The sequence below is a fragment of the Jeotgalibacillus soli genome, assembly GCF_000829435.1.
GTDB lineage: Bacteria > Bacillota > Bacilli > Bacillales > Jeotgalibacillaceae > Jeotgalibacillus > Jeotgalibacillus soli.
Map to the genome: position 1 here is coordinate 479,828 of NZ_JXRP01000009.1, position 21,756 is coordinate 501,583.

Here is a 21,756-nt window from a genome sequence, read left to right on the forward strand (position 1 = left end):
ATTAATCCTCCTGAATTTCGTCTTGTTTGCGTAAATATTGAATAATTTGGTTAACTGCCTCCTGAACGCTAAGCTGATCGGACTTGATCACGATTTCTGGCCGTTCAGGTGCTTCATACGGAGAATCGATCCCTGTAAAGTCTTTAATTTCTCCTCGTCTTGCTTTAACGTAAAGCTGTTTTGGATCACGCCTTTCACATTCCTCTAAAGGGCAATCAACAAATACCTCGATAAATTCTCCTTTTTCGAATAATGTCCTCACCTGATCACGGTCTGAACGGAAAGGGGATATGAATGCAGTTGTGACAACCTTGCCGCTATCCACGAACAGCTTAGCCACTTCGCCGATTCTCCTAATATTCTCTGTGCGATCTTCATCTGAAAACCCTAGATCTTTATTTAGTCCATGGCGGATATTATCACCGTCGAGGACATATTCGTTGATCCCTAAACGAAATAATTCATTCGAAACGGCGTTTGCAATCGTTGATTTTCCTGAGCCTGATAGGCCGGTGAACCAAAGCACATAGCTGCCATGTCCGTTTTGAACACGTCGATCTTCTTTTGCTATGGTTGTTTCATGCCACGTTACATTTGTTGAGTTTGTCATTTATTTGCCTCCTTACACTGTTGCTTCTTCTTTTAGTCCTTCGATTAACACCTCTACAACTTCTTTACGGCTGAACGTAGAAGGAGGGAGGATGCCAGAGCGAAGCATTTCACGTACCTTTGTTCCAGATAGGATCACGCGGTCTTCCTTGCCGTGTGGGCATGTCTTGTCAGAAGCCATTCCTTCACATTTATTGCAATAAAAGCTGTGTTCAAAGAATAGGGGTTTAATGCCAAGCTCTTCTTCTGTAAATTCGCTGAAAATGTACTGTGCATCATATGTGCCGTAGTAGTCGCCGACACCTGCGTGATCGCGGCCAACGATAAAGTGCGTGCACCCAAAGTTTTTGCGCGCAATCGCATGGAAGATTGCTTCACGAGGACCGGCATAGCGCATTGCTGCAGGGTAGACCCCAAGCTGAACACGCTTTTTTGGATAATAGTTTTCTAATAAAACGCGGTAGCTTTTTAGTCGAACATCCGCTGAAATATCATCCGATTTTGTTTCACCTACAAGAGGATTTAGAAATAATCCATCAACGGTTTCGAGCGCTGCTTTTTGAATGTATTCATGCGCGCGGTGAACGGGGTTTCTTGTTTGGAAGCCAACAACGGTTTTCCATCCTTTTTCTTCAAAGAGAGCACGTGTTTCTTTTGGCTCCAGCCATACATCTCCAAAGACGCCTTTTTCGGGTTTTTTCACAAGTGTCACTTCACCAGCTACATAAACCGATCCGCGTTCGAATAATCGTTTCACTCCTGGGTGAGCAAGGTCTTCAGTACGATATACTTCCCGTGCTTCCTTTTTTAGATCTGGTTCATACCAATCGGAAACAGTAATGACCCCATATACTTCACCTTCATGAGAAAGCTTTATTTTTTCACCAACCACAAGTGTATCGGCTGTTTCATAAGATACAGGAAGTGTTACTGGAATGGACCAAACAGTATTATTTGCTAGTTTCATTGTATTGACGACAGATTCATAATCTGATTGGCCTAAAAAGCCGGTTAATGGACTAAATAGCCCGACTCCAATTAATTCAAGATCGCTTAAAGCAATGGCATCAATTGAGATTTCCTTTTGAACGGATGTTAGATCATAAGATGGATCAAATGCTTGGATTAGTTTTCCTCCATGAGGTGTTGGTAAAGCCATTTTCATCAACCTTTCTTCACTAGTTTAAATTCATTTGCTTCATTTGATGGAGCGGCAGTCACAGTTGCTGTTGGACGTCTCATTAAAAACAAGATGCCGAATATAGAAATAATAACGCCGATCATGGCGATGACTGGATATACATTTTTTTCAATGATGAGCTGAATAATGGTGTAAGAAAGCACCATAGAGATTACTGGTGAAACGATCCAAACCGTAAGCATTTGAACGACAATGTCCTTTTTGAGTACAGCTCGGCCGTGTTTGGCAAAACCAATCCCAATAATGGAAGAGGTCGTGATTTGTGTTAATGGAACCGGGATTCCAAAAAGCGATGCTGTCGTCACGATCCCTGCACCCGTTCCTGAAATGACGCACCCTTCTTCTAATCGAAGAGTGGTGATTTTCTTGCCGTTCGTTTCAAGTACACGATGACCGAGGGCAAGGGCGCCTAAAGCGACAAATAATCCTCCCCAGAGAATACCGCTATTTGTGGAGAGAAGACCTGCTGCTACTAATGGACCAACCGCATTTGCTACGTTATTCATCCCTGCCGAAAATGCTTCAAATAAACCAGTTACAACGACGAGAATGGCTAAAATAGGAGCAGCCTTTGGTGCTGCGATCCATTTTTTGACTGAGGGTACCGCTAACACCTTGGTGGCAAGAATGGCCACTAAAAAAGCAACTAGCGGTGTTAATAACCAAAAAAACATGATCCATAAAAGTTTATCTGCAAAGACTGATTGATATACGATTCCAGCTCCTACAACTGAGCCGACTGTCACTTCGCTTGTTGAAAGCGGGATAGCAAGAATATTTGCTAAAAACAAGGATAGGGCAGCGGAAGCGAGTACGATGACCGCAATAGCTGTCGTAAAAGTACTGCTTGGAACGATGCCGCTACCGATGGTCTTCACGACTTCACCGCCACCGAGCCAAGCGCCAAAGAAGACCGCTATCGCGCATAAAACCAATGCGATTAGTCGGGTTTTGATTACACCTGAGCCATAGGCAATGCCCATGGATGCTGCAGCCCCGCTCGCACCGATGTTCATCGCAAAAAAGAATCCTGTGGAAATGGCAATGATTGTGAGCACCGTGATGACCTCCTATTACATTGAATGCAAGCCGCATTCAGTTTTGGTATTGCCAGACCATCTTCCTGCTCGTGAGTCGCCGTCGACTCCCACTGCCTTTGTACAAGGAAAACAGCCAATGCTCGGATATCCTTGATCGTGCAGCTGATTATATGGAAGATCCTTTTCTTTTATGTGGGCCCAGACCTCATCCCATGTCCAGTGAATCAGTGGACAGATTTTAATATTTTGAAATTTATCGTCTTTATTTAAAAACTCAGTATGTGCACGGGTTGGAGATTGTTCTCTGCGCAATCCTGAAATCCATGCTTCCCTTGGTGTCAGTGCTTCCCGCAATGGAATGACCTTTCGAATATTGCAGCATTGATTCGGTTCTCGTTTCCATAAAGCAGATCCATATTCCTGTGCCTGCTCATCCACTGTAAGTGCCGGCTGTTTTCGTTCAATTTGGAGTGAAGGGAAACGTTTTTCAATTTGGTCAATCACATCATATGTGTTTGGGAAATGTAAGCCAGTATCCAAAAATACGATATGTGCATCTGGTTTGATTTGCTGGATAAGATCAATCAAGACGATTGCTTCAGCACCAAAACTAGATGCATAGACTATTTTTTCAGATTGATAAACACTGTACGCCCACTCTAGTACTGAACGAGCACCTTTTGTTCCATCTTGGATGTCAAAGGTGTCTGATATGAAACGCCAGTCATTATACGTTACTGCAGTTGCCATGTTTACATGATCTCCTTTCGTAAAAAAGGCGGTCCCCCACCATGGATTGGTGAAGGACCGCCTCTAGTTGTCTAGTCAGCGTGATTTATATGATTGGAGGCGAACCTTTTCATTCTTTTCAATCTGAACTACTTTTCCATCTTGAACAATTAAGGTGATGGATCCGAATTTTACTGTTTTAATCATTTCTTCAAGATGTTCCACTACCTCTTCCCACTCTGGTGCTGTCAAATCATTCGCCCCCTTTAATGAAAAATGCCTCTCCCTGTGATCTTGGGGAAAGGCGCGTCAAAGTTTTTCAGCACCTTATCTCCCAAAATGAAATTTCCATTTTGCTGGAATTAGCACCTTGCTTTCACAGGTTGCCGGGCTTCAAAGGGCCAGTCCCTCAGCCGCTCTCGATAAGCGTTTTTCAGTTGTTGGAATTAATCCTACCATATCAGTATGATTTGTCAACACGTTTTGTGAAAGTTATTTCAAAATTTTGTTTTATTTGATTACATACAGATCTGAAGGATTTGTTTTACGAACTAAAAAGAGGAGTAAACCAGCAATTATTTATATGAAGGAAATAAAATAAATATGTCGAAAAGTTAAATATGGATAGTAGGTGAACAATTTAAAAAAGTGAATAGAAATGAGGTCCTACCGAATGATTCTCGTCAGTTCTTGTCTTGCAGGCTTGAAATGTCGCTATAACGGAACAGATCGTCTTGATCACAGGATTCAGGAGCTAGTTAATAAAAAGAAAGCAATGATAGTATGTCCCGAATTGTTAGGAGGGTTTTCTACGCCAAGGCCGCCAGCTGAGATTATTGGCGGCTCAGGAAAAGATGTGCTCATTGGTAAAGCAAGAGTTGTTGAATATGGAGGACGGGATGTTAAAGATCTTTATATCAAAGGGGCCTATCAAACACTTGAACTAGCTAAAGAACACCATGTAACGGATGTTGTTTTAAAAGAAAATAGTCCTTCTTGAGGATCAATGGAGATATACAATGGTACCTTTCAAAACGAGACCAATTCTGGGGAAGGTGTTGCAACAGCGTTGCTTAGAAAAGAAGGCTTTACTGTACGATCAGAAATTGAGCTGCTAGAGCTTTAAATTTGGCTTACCATTATGAAGCAGATGAAAAGAATTGGAAGGTGAGGATTTCAGTAAGTTTTGAAATCAAATAAGTAGTGTCTGATGAAAAACAGCTACTATTAAACATAATGCAATTTTTTATTAGTTTACCGAATTTATAAGTCTACATATTGGTAATGTTATTTAAAGAATTGATGGAGAAAGAAGAAATTAATCATTTGTTAGCCAGTGAGAAACTGATTTTTTACACCGCTCAAAAAGGAGAGTGGTGTATTTTTTTTGGTAAACTACAGCTAATTTAATTAAGGTGGTTAATTTTCTTTAACAAGCGTTCTGCAGCATTAAAGAATTGATGGCAGTTTTCATAGTATATAGAGAGAAATGGAGGAAAACGTTATCAAATTGAACAGGAGGCTGGAGCTCATTATTTCTCGTTAAGTAAAGAAAAATTTCAAGCGATAAATGTCCTCTCAGTATAAACATTTTGATCAATTTATGATAAATTATATGTATATAAAGGATTTGTTAAACATGAGTGTTTTTACTGAGAGGACACTTGTTCTTTTAAGATGGTAAAGGCTCTTGTGTTTCAATCGCGATAAACTAGAGGAGGAATGATGATATGAAGCGAATATTAGTTACGGGAGCGCTGGGTCAAATTGGTTCAGAATTAATCACAAAGCTTCGTAAGGAATATGGTGCTGATAATGTTATAGCGTCAGATATACGAACGGCTGACAAAGAAGTGGTTGACGAGGGCCCATTTGAGCTTTTGAATGTAACGGATGCCCAGCAAATGTATGATACAGCGAAAAAGTATAATGTCGATACGATCATGCATATGGCAGCCTTGCTTTCAGCAAAAGCAGAGGCGTCACCACAGCTTGCATGGAACTTGAATATGGGTGGCCTCGTGAATGCGCTTGAGGTTGCTAGAGAGCATGGAGCTCAGTTTTTTACACCCAGTTCAATCGGTTCGTTTGGTCCGGATACGCCAAAAAAATTAACACCGCAGGATACCCTTCAGCGTCCAACGACGATGTACGGTGTTAATAAAGTGGCAGGCGAGCTTCTATGTGACTACTATTTCACACGTTTTGGGATAGATACAAGAGGGGTTCGTTTTCCGGGTCTGGTTTCCAATGTTACGCCACCGGGCGGGGGTACAACTGATTACGCGGTAGAAATCTACTATGAAGCAATTAAAAATAAAACCTATACATCATTTATTGATAAAGGAACGTATATGGATATGATGTATATGCCGGATGCCCTTCAAGCGATTGTCGATTTAATGGAAGCAGAGCCGGCTCGATTAAAACACCGCAACGCCTTTAATGTAACGGCGATGAGCTTCGAGCCTGAGCAGGTTGCAGCAGAAATAAGAAAGCATATTCCTGAATTTGTAATGAACTATGCTGTTGATCCGACTCGTCAAGCCATTGCTAATAGCTGGCCGGACTCAATTGATCCTTCAGCAGCCATTGAAGAATGGGGCTTTAGCGCAGCCTATGATTTATCATCCATGACAAAAGACATGCTGGAAAAGCTGAAAGCGAAACTTCAAACAAAGATTCTAATCTAAACGTCCGGAGGCTGATCTAAACAGGTCAGCCACCATTTTACATCGGAAGAAATCTTTCTTTTACTACAAAATTCGACATGTTATGATAGAGACAAGAAGTATAAAAATGAAAACTAGGCTTACAGACCTTTAAACCATAAAAGAGGTGAGTGATAAAATTGATACAATCCTATGCAATTTACCAAATGCGAGTAGTTATTATGCTGTTTTTTTTCTTGTGTCTTTTAGAGCTCACACTTATTGGAGTGGGAATAACGGGCGTAATTACGGAATGGTGGTTAGTGTGGCTGGAAACGGGCGTAATTCTAATCCTGCTGATTGCTGGAATCATGATGTTAAAGAAATATAGGGCTGTTAGGCGATTACTTAAAGAAATGGAAGAAGAAGAATTTAAAATGACGGCTCTTATTCAATCGATGCCGGATTTTGTCTGCTTCAAAGATGGAGAAGGCAGATGGATTCGAACGAATGATTTTGGCCGGTCATTGTATGAACTGGAAAATATATCATATATTGGAAAGTCTGATAGTGAGCTCGGTGAGATGAGTACGTTCTTTAAAGAAGCATTGGATTATTGCGTGGTGTCGGATGAAAAGACGTGGAAAAAAGCCGAAACAACAAGAAGCGAAGAAGCTTTTCATTTGCGGTCAGGAGAGTTAAAAACATTTGATGTAATCAAGGTTCCTATTTTTCATGAGGATGGAAGCAGAAAAGCGCTTATTACAATCGGTCGTGACATTTCTCAACAAAAAGCAGCAGAGGAACGATTGGTCAAGCAAGAAAAACTGTCAGTTGCGGGTGAACTGGCTGCTGGTATTGCGCATGAAATTAGAAACCCTTTAACGAGTTTAAAAGGATTCGTGCAGCTAATGAGAGAGGATTCGTATATATCAGCAGAAAAGGTAGAGATCATGTCTTCAGAGATTGATCGAATACACCTGATCGTCGAGGAGTTTCTGATCTTGTCCAAACCGCATAAACGAGTGGAGGAATGTTTCTATTTCCAGGAAGCAATGGACTACGTGGTGAATGTGATGAAGCTCCAGGCTGGGAATGGAATTAATATTGAAGTAATCGCTTTAGCTGCTCACAATTACTGTGTTTTTGGGGATCGAAATCAGCTCATTCAAGTCTTTATTAATCTTGTGAAAAATTCGATTGAAGCCATGCCGAACGGCGGAAAAATATCGATATCCACACAATATAAAGATGAAATGCTTGAAATTAAGGTGAGTGATAATGGTGTTGGAATTCCCCTGGAACGGTTACCGCAGATTAGCGAACCATTTTTTACATTGAAGGAAAAAGGGATGGGATTGGGGTTAACCATTAGTCAAAAGATCATTAGTGAGCATCATGGTCATTTTGATATTCAAAGTGAGCAGGATAAAGGGACAACCGTTATTGTCAAGCTTCCCGTGCATAAGGATGAATCAGAGGGATTCGATGAAAAAAAACAAGCATTCCCCATTTTATGAATGGCTGGATGCTTGTTTTTATGGACAGGATCAGTTGTAGTCAATTAAACCGCGTATCGCCCATTGAACAATGGATTAGAAAATCAGATGTGCAATTCCCGCGATGATCGGTAATGTGATCAATGTACGCAAAAGAAAGATGATTAAGAGATCAAAAAACGTCACAGGGATACGTGACCCAAGCAATAATCCGCCTACCTCAGACATGTAAATAAGCTGAGTGACAGAAACGGCTGCGATGACAAAGCGTGTCAGCTCAGATTCAATGCTTGCACCGATAATAACGGGAAGAAACATATCAGCAAAACCAATGACCATCGTCTGAGCAGCATCATTTGCTTCAGGAAGCTGAAGCAGCTCTAGGATGGGTACGAATGGAGCTCCTAAATAAACAAAAAGGCTTGTATATTCAGCAAGAATCAATGCGATGGTTCCAAATCCCATTACAACAGGTGCAACACCCATCAGCATATCGAGAATGTTTTTCCCGCCATCGATGACAAATCTCTTTGGACTATTGTTGCGCTTAGCAGCTGCAAGAGCCATCTCCGTTCCATACTGAATTCTTGACATATTTCCAGGGATTTTTTCAAGGCTATCGTCTTCTTCTGCATCGGAAATATAGGTTGTTTTCTTAAGAGAAAGCGGTGGAATGCGCGGCATGATCAGCGCTGCTATGAAGCCTGCAAAGGTCACCGTTAAGTAAAATGGCACGAAATAACTGCCAAGCTTAACTTGATTGAGCACGATAATGCTGAATGTGATGGATACAACAGAAAACGTGGTACCGATCACAGCAGCGTCTCGCTTTGTATAGTACCCATCCTCATATTGCTTGCTCGTTAATAAAACGCCAATTGTACCGTCCCCTAACCATGAAGCAAGTGCATCAATGGAAGAACGCCCAGGCAAACGAAATAGCGGCCGCATAATATTCGTCATTAAAGTTCCAAACCATTCCAATAAACCGAAATTCAATAATAGCGGCAAGAACATCCCTGCAAATATAAAAACGGAGAATAAAATGGTTAACAGACCATCCTCGTTTAGCAAAAGTCCACCAGTAGAATCGGACCAGATTGCCTCAGGACCCATTTGATACAATGCCATTACAGCAAAAATGGCCGCGGCAATACGGACAATTAACCAAAACCAATGAACGTAAAATAACCTTTGCCAAAAGTCACTATTTCGTATATATCTTGGTTTTATTATTTGGGTGATCATTGTCATAATTGCGGTGAAGACAATGATGATTGTCATAATGGCTGGGATCACCCCGCCCATTAAGGATTGAAGCCAGCCAGATAGAACAGCAATCGGTATAGTCAACCCATCCTCAGAGGGGACAGGCGTCATAAAAAGAAAAATACCAATAAGGGACGGAACAATAAACCGTATATAATCAATCGCATTTACATGCTTCATAAATACTCTCCTTTTTTCTTTTTAGCTATGTTAACGTCCATTGTTGATTTTTACACAGCGTTGATTGGAGCGAATACGCGAGACTCCTGCGGGCAGAAGCAGGACAGGTGAGACCGCGGAAAGCGAGCGCCTTCAGTGGAAATCAACAGACACCTTTAACAAAGCCTTCTTTTTAAAGATGGAAATATTCGACTCCACCAATAATGTATAAAAATTAGAACTCTCCTATTTTAATGCACTTTTTCTTTAAAATTCAACCCTAAATGTAAATTAATAAAAAATGATTTGATTTCAATCGCATTCATACAATATAGATGAAATTGTCTAAATATAGAGATATTTGAAGAACAAAAACTTAATAAAAAATGAATATATTTCATTCAGATGGGTAACTACTAAAAAGATAAAGATATTCTAAAGAGGTGTAGAAAACGTGAGGGAAATGAACTCAATGCATGAGCTCTCTGATGAAAAGCTGATGGAGGCTTTTTCAGCAGCAGTTAAAATTCAGATGTCACAGGATTTTATTAGCCTGTTAGAACAAGAATTGATTATAAGAGGGCTGGTGCACTCTAAAGTATAAATGGCATTGCAGTCTGAGTCTGCGATGCTTTTGTTTTTATGGGTTCATGTAATGTTTATATGAAGAATGTTAAAATAAGCTTTTGAAAGGGTTTCCATATTGTAGGATATGTTACAATGTCCGTAACTCAAAGAGGAAAGGTGACATACATGATACGATTAATGGCAACGGATATGGATGGGACACTTTTAAATGGAGACCATGTGGTAGGGGAAGAGAACATCCGCGCAATTAAAGCAGCGCAGCAACTGGGTGTGAAAGTAGTCGTAGCAACTGGACGATCCTACCTGGAAGCATCGATACCGCTGAAGGAAGCTGGCCTTACCTGTCCAGTGATCGGTGTAAACGGTGCGGAAGTAAGAGATGAAAATGGTCAACAATTATTAGTGCGCGGCATTGATAAACAAATTGCTCGACAAGCGGCACGGCAGTTGGAAGCATTAGATATCTATTTTGAGATCTATACAAATAAAGGAACATTTACGAATGACCGTGCACAGGGAATGGCATTATTAATTGATATTTTCCTTACTTCTAATCCCGATACCCCGCTTCCACATGTAGAAGCAGGAGCGAATGAACGTTATGATAAAGGACATATCACGGTTGTAGAGAATTACAATAATCTTTTTAACGATGAATCACAGACGGTTTATAAGTTTCTCGCATTCTCTTCGAATCCAGCTTCACTTGAAAAAGCGAGTGAGCTTCTTCAAACCATTGAAGGACTTGCTATTAGCTCTTCTGGTAAAGAAAACCTTGAAATTACTAGCGTATATGCACAAAAAGGTCTTGCACTTGAATGGCTTTGTCAGAATGAAGGCATTTCGCTCAATGAGGTAATGGCCATTGGAGACAATTACAATGACCTTTCTATGATGGAGAAGGCTGGATACTCAGTCGCGATGGGCAATGCACCAGAGGATATCAAAAATCGCTGTACCCATGTCACAACAACGAATCGTGAAGATGGAGTAGCGAAAGCGATCCAGCAGCTGATTATGGTGCCATCTTCTTAACCACTGCCCGCTATGGCAACAGGATGCTGTTTGTAGCGGGTTTTTTTTATTCATAAAATGTAGGCTTGTTCTAAAAAGGGGACAATCATATTGACAAATAAAAAAAATTCCAAGCACCGCTGATAATACCTTGGCTGATGTTGGCTGCTGTTCTTTTGCTGGCTGCATGTCAGCCTCAAAATGAACAAGAAAGCGTTGCAGGGCCTGTATTCCAAGAAGCTGACAGTCAGATTCAGGCGGAAGTCGTAGCTAAAAACCTGGATATCCCCTGGTCGATTGATTTCTTTGGTGACGTCATTTTTTTAAGCGAACGAAATGGCTCTATTGTCATGGTTGACGGGGATATTACAACAAGGCAGGATATTCAGTTTGAAAAGGAATTATCAAGAGCAGCTGAAGCGGGACTGCTTGGTTTCGTGCTGCATCCTGATTTTTCAAGTAATAGGCAAGCATTCGCCTATTACACGTATATAGAAGGAGGAGTCGATTACAATCGTGTTGTAAGCTTGGAGCAATTGGAAGGAAAGTGGTTTGAGCGCAATATCATATTGGATCATATCGAAACAGGAAATGTCCATCATGGAGGAAGGCTGGCCATCAGCCCAGATCAAAAGCTTTTTGTGACAATAGGAGATGCGGCTGTTCCTGAATTAGCCCAGGATATGGATTCGTTAAGCGGAAAAATCCTGCGCTTTAATTTGGATGGAACGATCCCTGAGGACAACCCTTTCGAAGGTTCTCCGGTATATAGCACAGGACATCGAAATCCGCAGGGGCTGGCTTGGACAGAGGCTGGAGAACTAATTGCTACTGAGCACGGGGCATCAGCCAAAGATGAAATAAACCGAATTCGAGCAGGAGCAAATTATGGATGGCCGCTGATCGAAGGAGATGAACAGCGAGAGGGCCTGGAATCACCATTCGTGCACTCAGGAGCTTCTACTTGGGCGCCATCAGGAGCAGCCGTGTACAATCAAGAATTAATCTTTGCCACGCTTCGAGGAGAGAGTGTTAAATCTGTCAATCTTGAGACAGGAGAAATTGCGAGCTTAATAGAGGTTTACGGAAGAATCCGCGATGTGAAAGTAAGGAATGGGGAGTTATATTTTGCTACTAATAATCGTGATGGCAGAGGAAACCCATCAAGTGTCGATGATCAGCTCGTTCGTGTGCGGCTGCCGTAAATATTTTGTCTTAAAATAGCAATATTTCATTTTAAGTGTGAATAAAAAAATAAGTACATTTGTGATAAACTAATATGGAATCGATTCCTTAAAATAGTCATTCAGTGAATATACAGAAAAAACAAGATAAAAATAAATAAAGGAGGAGCATGATGAAATCAGGCATTATTAGTTTAGGAGAAGCATTAATTGACTTTATTCCAATGGACGAGACAAACAGCAGCTATCACAAAAGTCCAGGTGGAGCTCCAGCCAATGTGGCTGTAGGAGCAGCACGTCTCGGGGCAGAATCTCATTTTGTAGGTAAGGTTGGAAACGACGTGCTTGGTCGTTTCTTAAAAGAAACGCTTGATCAATATGGAGTTCACACAGCCTCCTTACAATTAACAGATGATGTTCGTACAGGGGTTGTGTTCGTTACACTTGGCAAGGACGGGGAACGAAGCTTTGATTTTTACATTAATCCAAGTGCAGACCGTTTTTTAACACCAGACGAATTAGATGCTTCCTTATTCGATAAATCCAAGGTCCTGCATTTTGGATCTATCTCTATGATTAGCGAGCCCTCAAAGAGTGCGACCATTAAAGCGGTTGAACTCGCTCATAAAAATGGGTTGATTGTTTCGTATGATCCGAATCTTCGACTTGGACTTTGGGAAAGTCCAGAGCAGGCAAGGGAAACGATTGTTTTGATGCTTGATCAAGCGGATGTTCTAAAGATATCCGAGGAGGAACTGGAATTCTTAACAGGCCTAAGTGATATTCAAAAAGGGGTAGAGGTGCTTCAGCAATATGAGATTCCTGTCATTCTTGTTACACTCGGCAGTGAAGGAAGCTATATTTTTACAAAAGAAGGACATGCCCATGTACAGGCGATGAAGGTTGAGGCAGTGGATACCACAGGTGCTGGCGATGCGTATGTATCGGGCGTTCTATACGCGCTGAATGAATACGATGGAAACATTGCAGATTTGTCACTTGAAGGAGCAAAAGAAATGGCTCGCTTTGCAAGTGTGTCTGGTGCACTTGCAGCCTCAACGAAAGGGGCAATGACCGCACTGCCAACAATTGATGAGGTGAAGCGTTATTTGGAGAAATTCGAGGGGTGAAAGCAGTGACAAAAGATCAAGAATTGCGGAATTTGGCTTATGCTGAAATTCAGCAGCATCAAAAACTGGTAGAGGCAGATCCTTATCGCCTTTTATATCACCTAATGCCGCCTGTAGGTTTATTAAATGATCCAAATGGTGTGATTCAGTGGCAAGGAATCTATCATGTGTTCTATCAATGGATGCCTTTTGATACGGATCATGGCGCTAAATTTTGGGGACATTACACCTCCACGGATCTAGTGAATTGGAAGCATGAAGAAATTGGGCTGACTCCTTCTGAGTGGTTTGAGAAAAATGGCTGTTATTCCGGCAGCGCGATTGATCATGAAGGAGAGCTGCGTCTTTACTATACTGGCAATGTAAAGGATGAACAAGGCGAGCGACAAAGCTATCAATGCTTAGCCACCTCATATGACGGGAGTGTTTTTCATAAAAAAGGTGTTGTGCTGGAGCTTCCTGATGGCTATACTGCTCACTTTAGAGATCCTAAGGTGTGGAAAGAGGGAAGCGATTGGTACATGGTAGTCGGTGCTCAAAGCACAGATGAAAAAGGAATGGTAGCTCTGTTTCATTCCAAAGATGGATTGGAATGGTCTCATCTTGGCGCCATTGCGGGGAGCGGAATTGGATCGCTGGGTGAATTCGGCTATATGTGGGAATGTCCGGATCTATTTACGCTTAATGAACAAGATCTTCTTATTGTTTCTCCTCAGGGACTGGAAGCCGATGGATTACACTATCAAAATGTGTATCAAGCAGGTTATTTTATTGGTAAACTGGATTGCCAAAAAGCCGCATTTGAACATGGCAATTTTACCGAGCTTGATCGCGGATTTGATTTTTACGCACCGCAAACGACAAGCGATGATAAAGGAAGACGTCTGTTAATCGGGTGGATGAGTGTTCCGGATCAGAATGAACAGGAGCATCCTACGATTAAGCACAAGTGGATTCATAATCTGACGCTCCCGAGAGAGCTTACGCTAGTAAACGGCAAGCTCTTTCAGGCACCGGCCGAAGAACTGAAAGAACTGCGAAAAAACCAGGCAGTCGATGCAGAGGTTGCTCTTTCCAATGAAAAAATCGTTTGGCCTGGATTAAACGGTAAAACAATGGAGCTGGAGCTTACAGACATTGATTTAGCGAATGCACAGCTAGTGGAAATTGGTGTGCGCGACCATGCACGTATTATTTATGAGCCTGCAAAAAAACTGTTTACGTTAGCGAGAAAAAGCTATGTGGATGGGAATTGGGAAAAAAGGCAATGTAAACTGTCCTCGCTTTTATCCTTAACTGTCTATTTGGATCATTCATCGATCGAAATTTTTATCAATGGTGGAGAAGAGGTATTCAGTGCGCGAATCTTCCCTGACCCTGAGAACGAAACGATCTTTATCCTGGCGGACGGTACGTTGAAAGGGAATTTGAAGAAGTGGGATTTGTAAAAGCATAAAAACGCCGGGCTGTTGTTGTCAGCCCGGCGTTTATTTTTATTTATAACCTTGATCCCATCGATAGGTGTAAAAGCGTTCAGTCGTAACCCACTTAACCGCTTCAGGCTCATTTTCACCTAAGCGCTTTTCAAGATCTTCAAGCATCCAAGCCGTTTGGGAAATATGTGCACGCATGGCGTCTAATTTCTGTTCTTTAACCGCTGATACATCATGCAGAATGTCAGGCGCTCCAAGCGCTCCAAGTGTATTGTTGGCAAAGGCTACACAGTGAAGCTTTGGTCGTACGTCCTCAGGTGTACGGCCCACCGCTCGCACTACAGCTCTGGCTGTTGCTTCGTGATCAGGATGAACAGAATAATCCGGATAAAAAGTAATAACCAATGAAGGCTGAACTTCATCGATTAGATCGCGCATCATTTTAACCATTTTTTCATCATTTTCAAATTCGATGGTCTTATCGTGCAGCCCCATCATACGCAAATCAGTTAAACCCATTGCTTGAGCCGCATTAAGAAGCTCCTGTTTACGGATAAGCGGCAAGGATTCTCTTGTTGCAAATGGAGGGTTTCCAAGATTACGGCCCATTTGGCCAAGTGTCAGGCACGCGTATGTCACAGGCGTGTTCGCTTGAATGTGAGAAGCAATCGTCCCTGATACCCCAAAAGCTTCATCATCAGGGTGAGGGAAAATGACGAGTACATGTTTTTCTTTAGCAATCATTCAATAGTGCTCCTTTCAGATGAATATAAGGGACGCAGATTATTCAAAAGGAGTCTCGCTAATCTGAAGAGAGACAGCAAGCTTTCCTTGATAATCATGTCCAGCCATTAGCAGCCGTTCTTTCGAATCAAATTCGTAATGCGTAATGCCCTGTGCGTAAATCCATCCCATTTCAAGCTTTAGACCAACGCGTGAAGGAGCTTCTCCAATAATTTTTCCAAGCTCATAACGCACTTTGGCATTGCGAATAAAAGCGCCGGCATTAAAGAACTTTTCATCCACGTGAGCAGCGTACGCTCCATTGGTTGTTTCTAAATGTATATAGACATCTTTTCCCGCGAAGCGGTTTATTAACGTTTGCACCTTTTCTAAATTGACAGGCTGCATACTGCTCCTCCTTGTCATCATTCGTTCCATTTGTCGTTCCTTCTTTATATTACTAGAAGCGTGAAAAAATTGCGAAAGGAACGCTTGACCTGCAAAAGTGAAAACAGCTACCCAGTAATGATCTGAACCCATAAAGCCAGCCCCGGATTTTAAGCAGCTGCCTGGGCATGAGTACGGTATGGAGCCGGGCTCATGCCTTTTAATTTTGGCTTAATCCGTTTGTGATTATAGTAATAAATGTAGTTCGCCAATTCTACTTTAAACTGCTCTATACTCTCAAATTCTTTTAAATAAAGTAATTCAGACTTTAATAAGCCAAAGAAATTCTCCATGACTGCGTTTTATCCAAGCAATTCCCTTTACGGGACATGCTTTGAATGATTCCATTTTCTCGGTACCCAGCTACCCAACCTTTTAACAGAGTTGTATTTTTGTGCTGTGTCTTTGAAGGATTCTACACCATCAAGATATGTATAAATGGCAGCTAGCTTGGTTTCTATCGAATATTTTGTCATAAAAAAACTACACCTCTAATTGTTAGCTTTGTCTAACAATTGGGGTGCAGTTCATAATTGGATAGCGGTTTTTATTAATTAGTAGGGTCTTCAATGCGTTCTTTTTTTCTTTTTTCTGGGTTATAGCCCTCATTATTGACGCTTTCAGGAGTGCGATCCTTGTTGAGAGGCGCTTCCTTGTTTTGTTTAATTTGCTGCTGGCGCTGGCCGGTATAGAAGGACACAGCAATAATGGCAATGATTAATCCAACAACTCCTGCGCCGAGCGCAATGCCAATTGATTCCGTTATCAGCCAAAAGCCTATGAATAGTCCGATTCCTACAGCGATCGCGATAATAAAATTGAACATGCTTCCACCTCATTTTTATTGATTTTAGTGTATGTATTCCTTTTTTATTGATCATTAAACATGGAACAGGATTGTTTGGGGTGAACATGCGTTGTTTGCAGATATATTTAAGTCGTTATTTCAGTTCGGAGCGGGGTGATTTAACTGAGAGACTTTGTTAACCTTGCCTGTTGATTGCAGCACATAGGCGTTCGCTTTCCGCGGTCCGACGCTCCTCGGCGCTTTGGGCCTGTGGGGTCTCCCTTTAACTCGATTCTCTAAGCAGAAGGTTCCTATCAACATCGTGCAAAAATCAACAATGAACTTTAACATAGCCAAATGAGAAGGAATGGATCTGGATTTTAGTACATTCTCTATATGCATAAAAGGTTGAGTGCATCCAGAGACCTTTTTTCCATTAAAAAACACCGCTCCTGATAAGCGGTGTAAAAAGAGGCGGCGAAGATATCCGCTGCCTCCCGATGACGGATTATGCTTTTATTGTTTCTTCCTTCACTTCTGCTGCCTCGTAGCGGTTATAAGCACCGTGCATAACAGGACCAACGTATTCATTAAGCTTCCAGCCGTGCTCGATGGCTGAAGTAACGAATTTTTTCGCGTTGGAAACTGCTTCTTTTACTTCCAGGCCATTTGCCAGATTGGCTGTAATAGCAGCAGCAAACGTGCAGCCGGCACCGTGGTTATAAGTAGTGGCAGATTTTTCTGCTTCAAGTAAAACGAATTCTTTACCATCATAAAATAGGTCAACTGCTTTTTCATGGGCCAACTGCTTGCCGCCTTTAATGACGACTGATTTCGCACCAAAGTCTATAATTTTTTTGGCAGCCGCTTTCATGTCTTCAATGGTTTTTAGCGGTCCATTTCCAGCTAACTGGCCAGCTTCAAACAGGTTTGGTGTGACGACCAATGCACGTGGAAGCAAGTGTTCTTGCATCGCACCGACTGTTTCAGGGTGCAGCACTTCATCTTCCCCTTTACACACCATAACCGGGTCAATCACGACTTTATTCGTTTGAGCTTGATCAATTGCAGCAGCAGCCGTTTCGATAATTTCAACGGAGCCGAGCATGCCTGTTTTAATCGCTTCCACTCCGGTGGAAAGTGCTGTATCAAGCTGTGCCTTCAATGTGTCAATCGGCAGCGGGTGAACATTGTGGTGCCAGCCATTGGGATCCATTGTAACAACGGTTGTCAATGCTGTCATACCGTATGTTCCATGCTCCTGAAAGGTTTTTAAATCGGCTTGGATTCCAGCTCCCCCGCTTGTATCTGAACCAGCTATTGTTAATGTTTTTTTCAAATTCATTGTGTATTCCCTCCTGTAGTAGATCTCCATTAACGTCCATCCTGGACATCATTGGATTTGTCTCTAGCATACCATGTCATTTCCAGAAACTGAATCATTGTGCAATGAAGAACGTGTCGCGTGCCGACAAATAAAGAGAATTTACTAACGGCGCATTAAGAAGTACCGGTTTCCAATATTCGACCTTTTCCGTATAATAAAAGAAATCATTGTCATGGAAAGAGGGGAAGGGATGACGAAGCATAACGAAATAAAAAAGCGGACAAGCAAAGCTTTCAAACTAAATAAAATGACGTTATACCCAAATCAATGAGAGTGATAAAAACGGGTAAAACCCTTTTTTGGGTATGGCGGTTAAAATATGTTTTCCTGGCACTGGCGTTAGTAATTTTGCTGGCAGCAGTCTCAATTTTTATGGTAAATCGGTTTTCTGGCAGCACGTTTGAAGAGGATTCAGATGCATTTGTTGAACAGGTAAGGGATATGAGTGCACTTGCAACATCACAGGCATTTGTAAAAGCGGTTGTTGAACAATCAGATAATCAATTATTTGGGCAGGACATCTCTATAGATCTTCCGGGTACACAGCGGCATTTACTTCTTATTGTTCCTGGAACGGTACTTGCCGGAGTGGATCTTGAAGGAATTACGGAAGAGGATATTGTGATCGATGAAGAGGCACGTACGATTCAAATTACAGTGCCTCATGCTGTTTTACTTCAAAAGCCGGCAGTAGATATGGAGAATGTTCAGGCCTTTTCAGTAGAAGGTGTATTCAGAAGCAATGTCAACTGGGAAGAGGGCTTTGAAATTGTGGCACAAGCGCAGGAAATCATCCAAGAAGAAGCCATTGAACAAGGACTTTTAAGCCAGGCGGAAAGCAATGCCGAACGTGTATTGAAGGAATTCTTTGACTATGCCGGCTATGATACAACCATTCATTTCAAAGACCAATAGATTTGAAGTAAGACAAGGAGGTACCGTATGTCTAATATGATCTTGCAGAACGACTGGCAGGAATTGCTAGAGGATGAGTTTAACAAGCCTTATTATCAAGAGCTCCGTTCATTTTTGAAGGAAGAATATTCATCCCAAATGGTTTATCCGCCGATGCACGACATTTATAATGCTTTGCAAAGCACGTCATTTAGCGAAGTGAAGGCAGTAATCCTCGGGCAAGATCCATATCATGGACCGGGTCAGGCCCACGGGTTAAGCTTTTCTGTCCAGCCAGGTATACAGCCGCCGCCTTCCTTAAAAAATATTTTCAAAGAGCTGAAAGCGGATATTGGAATTGAAACGCCTGAAAACGGGTATTTAAAAAACTGGACAGAGCAGGGGGTTCTCCTTCTTAATACAGTGTTAACCGTTAGAAAAGGTGAAGCCAATTCCCATCGCCAAAAAGGCTGGGAAACATTAACGAATGAAATCATCAGACTGTTAGGCGAGCGTGAAAAGCCGATGGTGTTTATATTATGGGGAAAGCCTGCACAATTGAAGCAATCCCTTATTAATGAAAATAACCATCTTGTTTTGACAGCACCTCATCCAAGTCCGCTTTCCGCGCGCCGAGGCTTTTTTGGGAGCAAGCCCTTTTCAAAAACAAATGAATTCCTGGTTTCTAAAGAGATCGAGCCTGTGGATTGGTCTCTATAAGGTTGTAGTTTTAGCAGGTGATTGGGTGAAAATATGAAAAGAAGCTGCAAAGACTTTGCGCCGTTGTCAAAGATACGAGTGTTAAAATAACTGCCGGATTTTTTGCGGCATGAGTGCCATATGGTACAATGAACACAATTCATCTGTTTTTATGTAAGGAGGCAGGGAGGATGCAAAACCAGCGCATCAACTGTCATGAATGCCGTCATTATTTTGTAACATGGGACCCGCAATTTCCGAAAGGCTGCAAAGTTCACCAATTTAAAACGAAGCAGCTGCCATCACTAGAAGTGTTTCGGGCGTCCGGACATCCGTGCTTTGCTTTTGAACAGAAAAAACGTCCAGTACAACCAGCTAGTCGTGATGGAAGGAGAGTTTAATCATGAGTATTTCTTTTGAACAATTACTGGCGAAAATCGAACAGGAAGTGCAGCAAGCGAAGCAGTCTCATCCTGCACAAATGAGAGAGCGCCTGCATTCAATACGTACATTATGTGACCTTGCACTGGATCAATCGACACCGTCTGCGAGCGTATCAGCCAGCTATCAACCGCCGGCTCAGGTTACTCACCAGCCGATGCAGCAGACATTAAGTGTTCCGTCCGAGAAGCCTCTTCAACAAGAAGATGGGGCCAACGGCGATTCCTTGTTTGATTTTTAACGAAGACATGTAATTGACTGCAGAAGGGAAGTAGTTTGAATGAAATTATTTATCATCATCGGAGCGATTAATGCATTTTTATCTGTAGCGCTTGGTGCGTTCGGAGCTCATGCGCTAGAAGGACGAGTAGAACCAAAATATCTTGACACATGGAATACAGCGGTGCAATATCAGATGTTTCATGCAACGGGTATTTTAGTCATTGGGATCCTGATGGCTAACCTGCCGGCAACAGGATTATTAAATTGGGCAGGGTGGCTCATGCTCGTGGGAATCATTTTTTTCTCTGGAAGCCTGTACATTTTGAGCTTAACTGGTGTCAGCATTCTCGGAGCAATTACTCCGATTGGCGGCGTGGCATTTTTGGCTGCTTGGATCTGTGTCATTATTGCAGCGATTCGTGTGCTTTAAACATAAACCTGTCTTTTCAGATTTTGAAAAGACAGGTTTTTTATATGGAGGAATATGAAGCAATAGCATTGAATGTACAGAACAAGGACTAGGAGAAAGAGAAAGGAGAAGTGGTGATGAAGATTGAAGATATCTATGGTTCATTTACAACGATCGAAACAGAGCGAACACTGATTCGTCCGATAAAATTATCCGATGTGGATGATATCTATACATATGGTTCAGTAGAGGAAGTGACTCGCTATGTGACATGGAATACATATCGTTCAAAAGAGGATGTACGCGTATTTTTGGACTATGTCTTTCCGCTTTATGAACAGAAAAAACTGGCTCCTTGGGCCATCGAGCTAAAAGAAATCGGTAAAATGGTTGGAACGGCCGATTTTGTGAACTGGTCGCCGGCACACAAAAAGGCAGAAATCGGGTATGTCTTGTCCTCGGTTTATTGGGGAGCAGGAATTGTCCCGGAGGCAGCAGCAGCTCTTTTGAAATTTGGATTTGAACAAATGGAGCTGGAACGAATTCAGGCCAGATGCTTTGAGGAAAATAAAGCTTCAGAGCGTGTCATGCAAAAAATAGGGATGACCTATGAAGGGACGCTTCGAAATGAAATGTATGTTAAAGGAGTCCATCGCAATATGAAGATGTACGCTATTTTAAGGGATGAATTTTTCAACGAATAAAAAACCACTCATTCTCACCTGTCAGCCTTTTGTAAATGAAGTGAGGCTGACAGGCGAGAGAGGAGTCGGTCATTAATCTAACGCGGCGAATAATGTGCCATCGAGCCTAGGGGATACGAATATTGAATTTCCCCCTCAAAGGTTGCGTAATCAAAGTAGATCATCGGTAAAATATATCGTGTACCAGTTTTAGGATCGCTTAAAACAAGATGATCACGTCCCGCTGCTTCTACAATTCCTTTAAAAATCTTTGCATTCCATTCACGGTTGTTTTCAAATGTCATATAGACAGTTGCTTGCTTTCCTCGGTTCAGTCTAAGGATATTTTCAATGTAGGATTCCTCTGTTGGAAGCATTCCGGGAATTGGTTGACTGGCGCTAGGAATACTTTGTGGCATTGGGATGTATTGGTAATGCTGTGTAGTCTGCGGATACGTAAACCCTGGATAAACAGCGGGCTGAGAAGGCTGATAGTATGGATACGGTTGAGTCCCGGATGGCTGCATAGGTGTTTGCGGCTTCGGATTTTGGGGCTGA

General features: G+C 42.0%; 25 protein-coding genes, 2 pseudogenes and 1 riboswitch. Of the genes and pseudogenes, 14 read left to right on the forward strand and 13 right to left on the reverse strand.

The features are described 5' to 3' along the window. Nucleotide 1: 1 nt before the first annotated feature. The 5 genes from cysC to KP78_RS18985 all read right to left on the reverse strand — a co-directional run bounded on the left by cysC (nucleotide 2) and on the right by KP78_RS18985 (nucleotide 3,831). The gene (gene cysC / locus KP78_RS05295; RefSeq protein ID WP_041086901.1) at nucleotides 2-610 is read right to left on the reverse strand and encodes an adenylyl-sulfate kinase; all 609 of its coding nucleotides are present in this window, start codon (nucleotides 608-610) and stop codon (nucleotides 2-4) included. A gap of 12 nt (nucleotides 611-622) precedes the next feature. After that, nucleotides 623-1,768 carry a sulfate adenylyltransferase gene (gene sat, locus KP78_RS05300; RefSeq protein WP_041087553.1) on the reverse strand — a complete coding sequence of 382 codons (1,146 nt, stop codon included), beginning with the start codon at nucleotides 1,766-1,768 and terminating at the stop codon, nucleotides 623-625. Between the two features lie 5 nt (nucleotides 1,769-1,773). After that, entirely contained in the window at nucleotides 1,774-2,868 is a 1,095-nt protein-coding gene (locus KP78_RS05305) for an inorganic phosphate transporter (RefSeq protein WP_041086902.1), read from the reverse strand. A gap of 15 nt (nucleotides 2,869-2,883) precedes the next feature. Next, nucleotides 2,884-3,600 (reverse strand): phosphoadenylyl-sulfate reductase, encoded by a 717-nt coding sequence (locus KP78_RS05310; RefSeq protein ID WP_041086903.1) that lies wholly within the window; start codon nucleotides 3,598-3,600, stop codon nucleotides 2,884-2,886. A 75-nt stretch (nucleotides 3,601-3,675) separates the two neighbouring features. Beyond that, nucleotides 3,676-3,831 carry a YezD family protein gene (locus KP78_RS18985; RefSeq protein WP_106388533.1) on the reverse strand — a complete coding sequence of 52 codons (156 nt, stop codon included), beginning with the start codon at nucleotides 3,829-3,831 and terminating at the stop codon, nucleotides 3,676-3,678. A gap of 72 nt (nucleotides 3,832-3,903) precedes the next feature. Beyond that, a riboswitch (SAM riboswitch) is annotated at nucleotides 3,904-4,008 on the reverse strand. Nucleotides 4,009-4,252: 244 nt separating this feature from the next. On the opposite strand from KP78_RS18985, the pseudogene KP78_RS05315 reads away from it, so the two are divergent. The 3 genes and pseudogenes from KP78_RS05315 to KP78_RS05325 all read left to right on the forward strand — a co-directional run bounded on the left by KP78_RS05315 (nucleotide 4,253) and on the right by KP78_RS05325 (nucleotide 7,750). Further along, a pseudogene (locus KP78_RS05315) lies at nucleotides 4,253-4,705 on the forward strand (2-thiouracil desulfurase family protein). A gap of 604 nt (nucleotides 4,706-5,309) precedes the next feature. Beyond that, nucleotides 5,310-6,272: an L-threonine 3-dehydrogenase gene (locus tag KP78_RS05320; protein ID WP_041086904.1), complete on the forward strand. Its 963-nt coding sequence runs from the start codon at nucleotides 5,310-5,312 to the stop codon at nucleotides 6,270-6,272. A gap of 185 nt (nucleotides 6,273-6,457) precedes the next feature. Beyond that, nucleotides 6,458-7,750, forward strand: a complete 1,293-nt coding sequence (locus tag KP78_RS05325) for an ATP-binding protein (protein WP_157841448.1) — start codon at nucleotides 6,458-6,460, stop codon at nucleotides 7,748-7,750. A 75-nt stretch (nucleotides 7,751-7,825) separates the two neighbouring features. Here the strand turns inward: KP78_RS05325 and KP78_RS05330 are convergent, their stop codons facing one another. Then, the gene (locus KP78_RS05330) at nucleotides 7,826-9,178 is read right to left on the reverse strand and encodes a YjiH family protein (RefSeq protein ID WP_041086905.1); all 1,353 of its coding nucleotides are present in this window, start codon (nucleotides 9,176-9,178) and stop codon (nucleotides 7,826-7,828) included. Nucleotides 9,179-9,620: 442 nt separating this feature from the next. Here KP78_RS05330 and sda point away from each other — a divergent pair, with 442 nt between their 5' ends. The 5 genes from sda to KP78_RS05350 all read left to right on the forward strand — a co-directional run bounded on the left by sda (nucleotide 9,621) and on the right by KP78_RS05350 (nucleotide 14,521). Next, nucleotides 9,621-9,761: a sporulation histidine kinase inhibitor Sda gene (gene sda, locus KP78_RS18990; protein WP_235420842.1), complete on the forward strand. Its 141-nt coding sequence runs from the start codon at nucleotides 9,621-9,623 to the stop codon at nucleotides 9,759-9,761. A 149-nt stretch (nucleotides 9,762-9,910) separates the two neighbouring features. After that, the gene (locus tag KP78_RS05335) at nucleotides 9,911-10,780 is read left to right on the forward strand and encodes a Cof-type HAD-IIB family hydrolase (protein ID WP_041087556.1); all 870 of its coding nucleotides are present in this window, start codon (nucleotides 9,911-9,913) and stop codon (nucleotides 10,778-10,780) included. Nucleotides 10,781-10,917: 137 nt separating this feature from the next. Further along, entirely contained in the window at nucleotides 10,918-11,964 is a 1,047-nt protein-coding gene (locus tag KP78_RS05340) for a PQQ-dependent sugar dehydrogenase (RefSeq protein ID WP_041086906.1), read from the forward strand. A gap of 152 nt (nucleotides 11,965-12,116) precedes the next feature. Next, entirely contained in the window at nucleotides 12,117-13,073 is a 957-nt protein-coding gene (locus KP78_RS05345) for an aminoimidazole riboside kinase (protein ID WP_084219733.1), read from the forward strand. A gap of 5 nt (nucleotides 13,074-13,078) precedes the next feature. Next, the gene (locus tag KP78_RS05350) at nucleotides 13,079-14,521 is read left to right on the forward strand and encodes a glycoside hydrolase family 32 protein (RefSeq protein ID WP_041087558.1); all 1,443 of its coding nucleotides are present in this window, start codon (nucleotides 13,079-13,081) and stop codon (nucleotides 14,519-14,521) included. A gap of 45 nt (nucleotides 14,522-14,566) precedes the next feature. Here the strand turns inward: KP78_RS05350 and bshB2 are convergent, their stop codons facing one another. The 6 genes and pseudogenes from bshB2 to pdxK form a co-directional block, all read right to left on the reverse strand. Then, nucleotides 14,567-15,250, reverse strand: a complete 684-nt coding sequence (gene bshB2, locus KP78_RS05355) for a bacillithiol biosynthesis deacetylase BshB2 (RefSeq protein ID WP_041086908.1) — start codon at nucleotides 15,248-15,250, stop codon at nucleotides 14,567-14,569. 39 nt (nucleotides 15,251-15,289) lie between these two features. After that, a complete protein-coding gene (locus KP78_RS05360) occupies nucleotides 15,290-15,637 on the reverse strand; it encodes a YojF family protein (protein ID WP_041086909.1) in 348 nt (115 codons plus the stop codon). Between the two features lie 149 nt (nucleotides 15,638-15,786). Continuing rightward, nucleotides 15,787-16,022, reverse strand: a pseudogene (locus KP78_RS05365) (transposase); the annotation flags it as partial. Then, a complete protein-coding gene (locus tag KP78_RS19705) occupies nucleotides 15,997-16,152 on the reverse strand; it encodes a transposase (protein WP_131272594.1) in 156 nt (51 codons plus the stop codon). The gene KP78_RS19705 and the pseudogene KP78_RS05365, both read right to left, overlap by 26 nt. A 74-nt stretch (nucleotides 16,153-16,226) precedes the next feature. After that, nucleotides 16,227-16,502 (reverse strand): hypothetical protein, encoded by a 276-nt coding sequence (locus KP78_RS05370; RefSeq protein WP_041086910.1) that lies wholly within the window; start codon nucleotides 16,500-16,502, stop codon nucleotides 16,227-16,229. A gap of 469 nt (nucleotides 16,503-16,971) precedes the next feature. Continuing rightward, nucleotides 16,972-17,808, reverse strand: a complete 837-nt coding sequence (gene pdxK / locus KP78_RS05375; protein ID WP_041086911.1) for a pyridoxine/pyridoxal/pyridoxamine kinase — start codon at nucleotides 17,806-17,808, stop codon at nucleotides 16,972-16,974. 309 nt (nucleotides 17,809-18,117) lie between these two features. Here pdxK and KP78_RS05380 point away from each other — a divergent pair, with 309 nt between their 5' ends. The 6 genes from KP78_RS05380 (at nucleotide 18,118) to KP78_RS05405 (ending at nucleotide 21,219) form a co-directional block, all read left to right on the forward strand. Then, entirely contained in the window at nucleotides 18,118-18,765 is a 648-nt protein-coding gene (locus KP78_RS05380) for a DUF4230 domain-containing protein (RefSeq protein ID WP_084219735.1), read from the forward strand. 27 nt (nucleotides 18,766-18,792) lie between these two features. Next, entirely contained in the window at nucleotides 18,793-19,464 is a 672-nt protein-coding gene (locus KP78_RS05385) for a uracil-DNA glycosylase (protein WP_084219737.1), read from the forward strand. 170 nt (nucleotides 19,465-19,634) lie between these two features. Beyond that, entirely contained in the window at nucleotides 19,635-19,844 is a 210-nt protein-coding gene (locus KP78_RS05390) for a hypothetical protein (RefSeq protein ID WP_041086912.1), read from the forward strand. Nucleotides 19,845-19,846: 2 nt separating this feature from the next. After that, on the forward strand, nucleotides 19,847-20,125 hold the full coding sequence (locus tag KP78_RS05395; RefSeq protein ID WP_041086913.1) for a YwdI family protein: 279 nt from the start codon (nucleotides 19,847-19,849) through the stop codon (nucleotides 20,123-20,125). A 39-nt stretch (nucleotides 20,126-20,164) separates the two neighbouring features. Beyond that, nucleotides 20,165-20,536: a DUF423 domain-containing protein gene (locus tag KP78_RS05400; RefSeq protein ID WP_041086914.1), complete on the forward strand. Its 372-nt coding sequence runs from the start codon at nucleotides 20,165-20,167 to the stop codon at nucleotides 20,534-20,536. Between the two features lie 116 nt (nucleotides 20,537-20,652). Then, complete coding sequence (locus KP78_RS05405) at nucleotides 20,653-21,219, forward strand: GNAT family N-acetyltransferase (RefSeq protein ID WP_041086915.1); 567 nt, start codon at nucleotides 20,653-20,655, stop codon at nucleotides 21,217-21,219. Between the two features lie 77 nt (nucleotides 21,220-21,296). On the opposite strand, the gene gerQ is transcribed toward KP78_RS05405, so the two are convergent. Next, a complete protein-coding gene (gerQ, locus tag KP78_RS05410; protein WP_041087564.1) occupies nucleotides 21,297-21,725 on the reverse strand; it encodes a spore coat protein GerQ in 429 nt (142 codons plus the stop codon). Nucleotides 21,726-21,756: the final 31 nt, after the last annotated feature.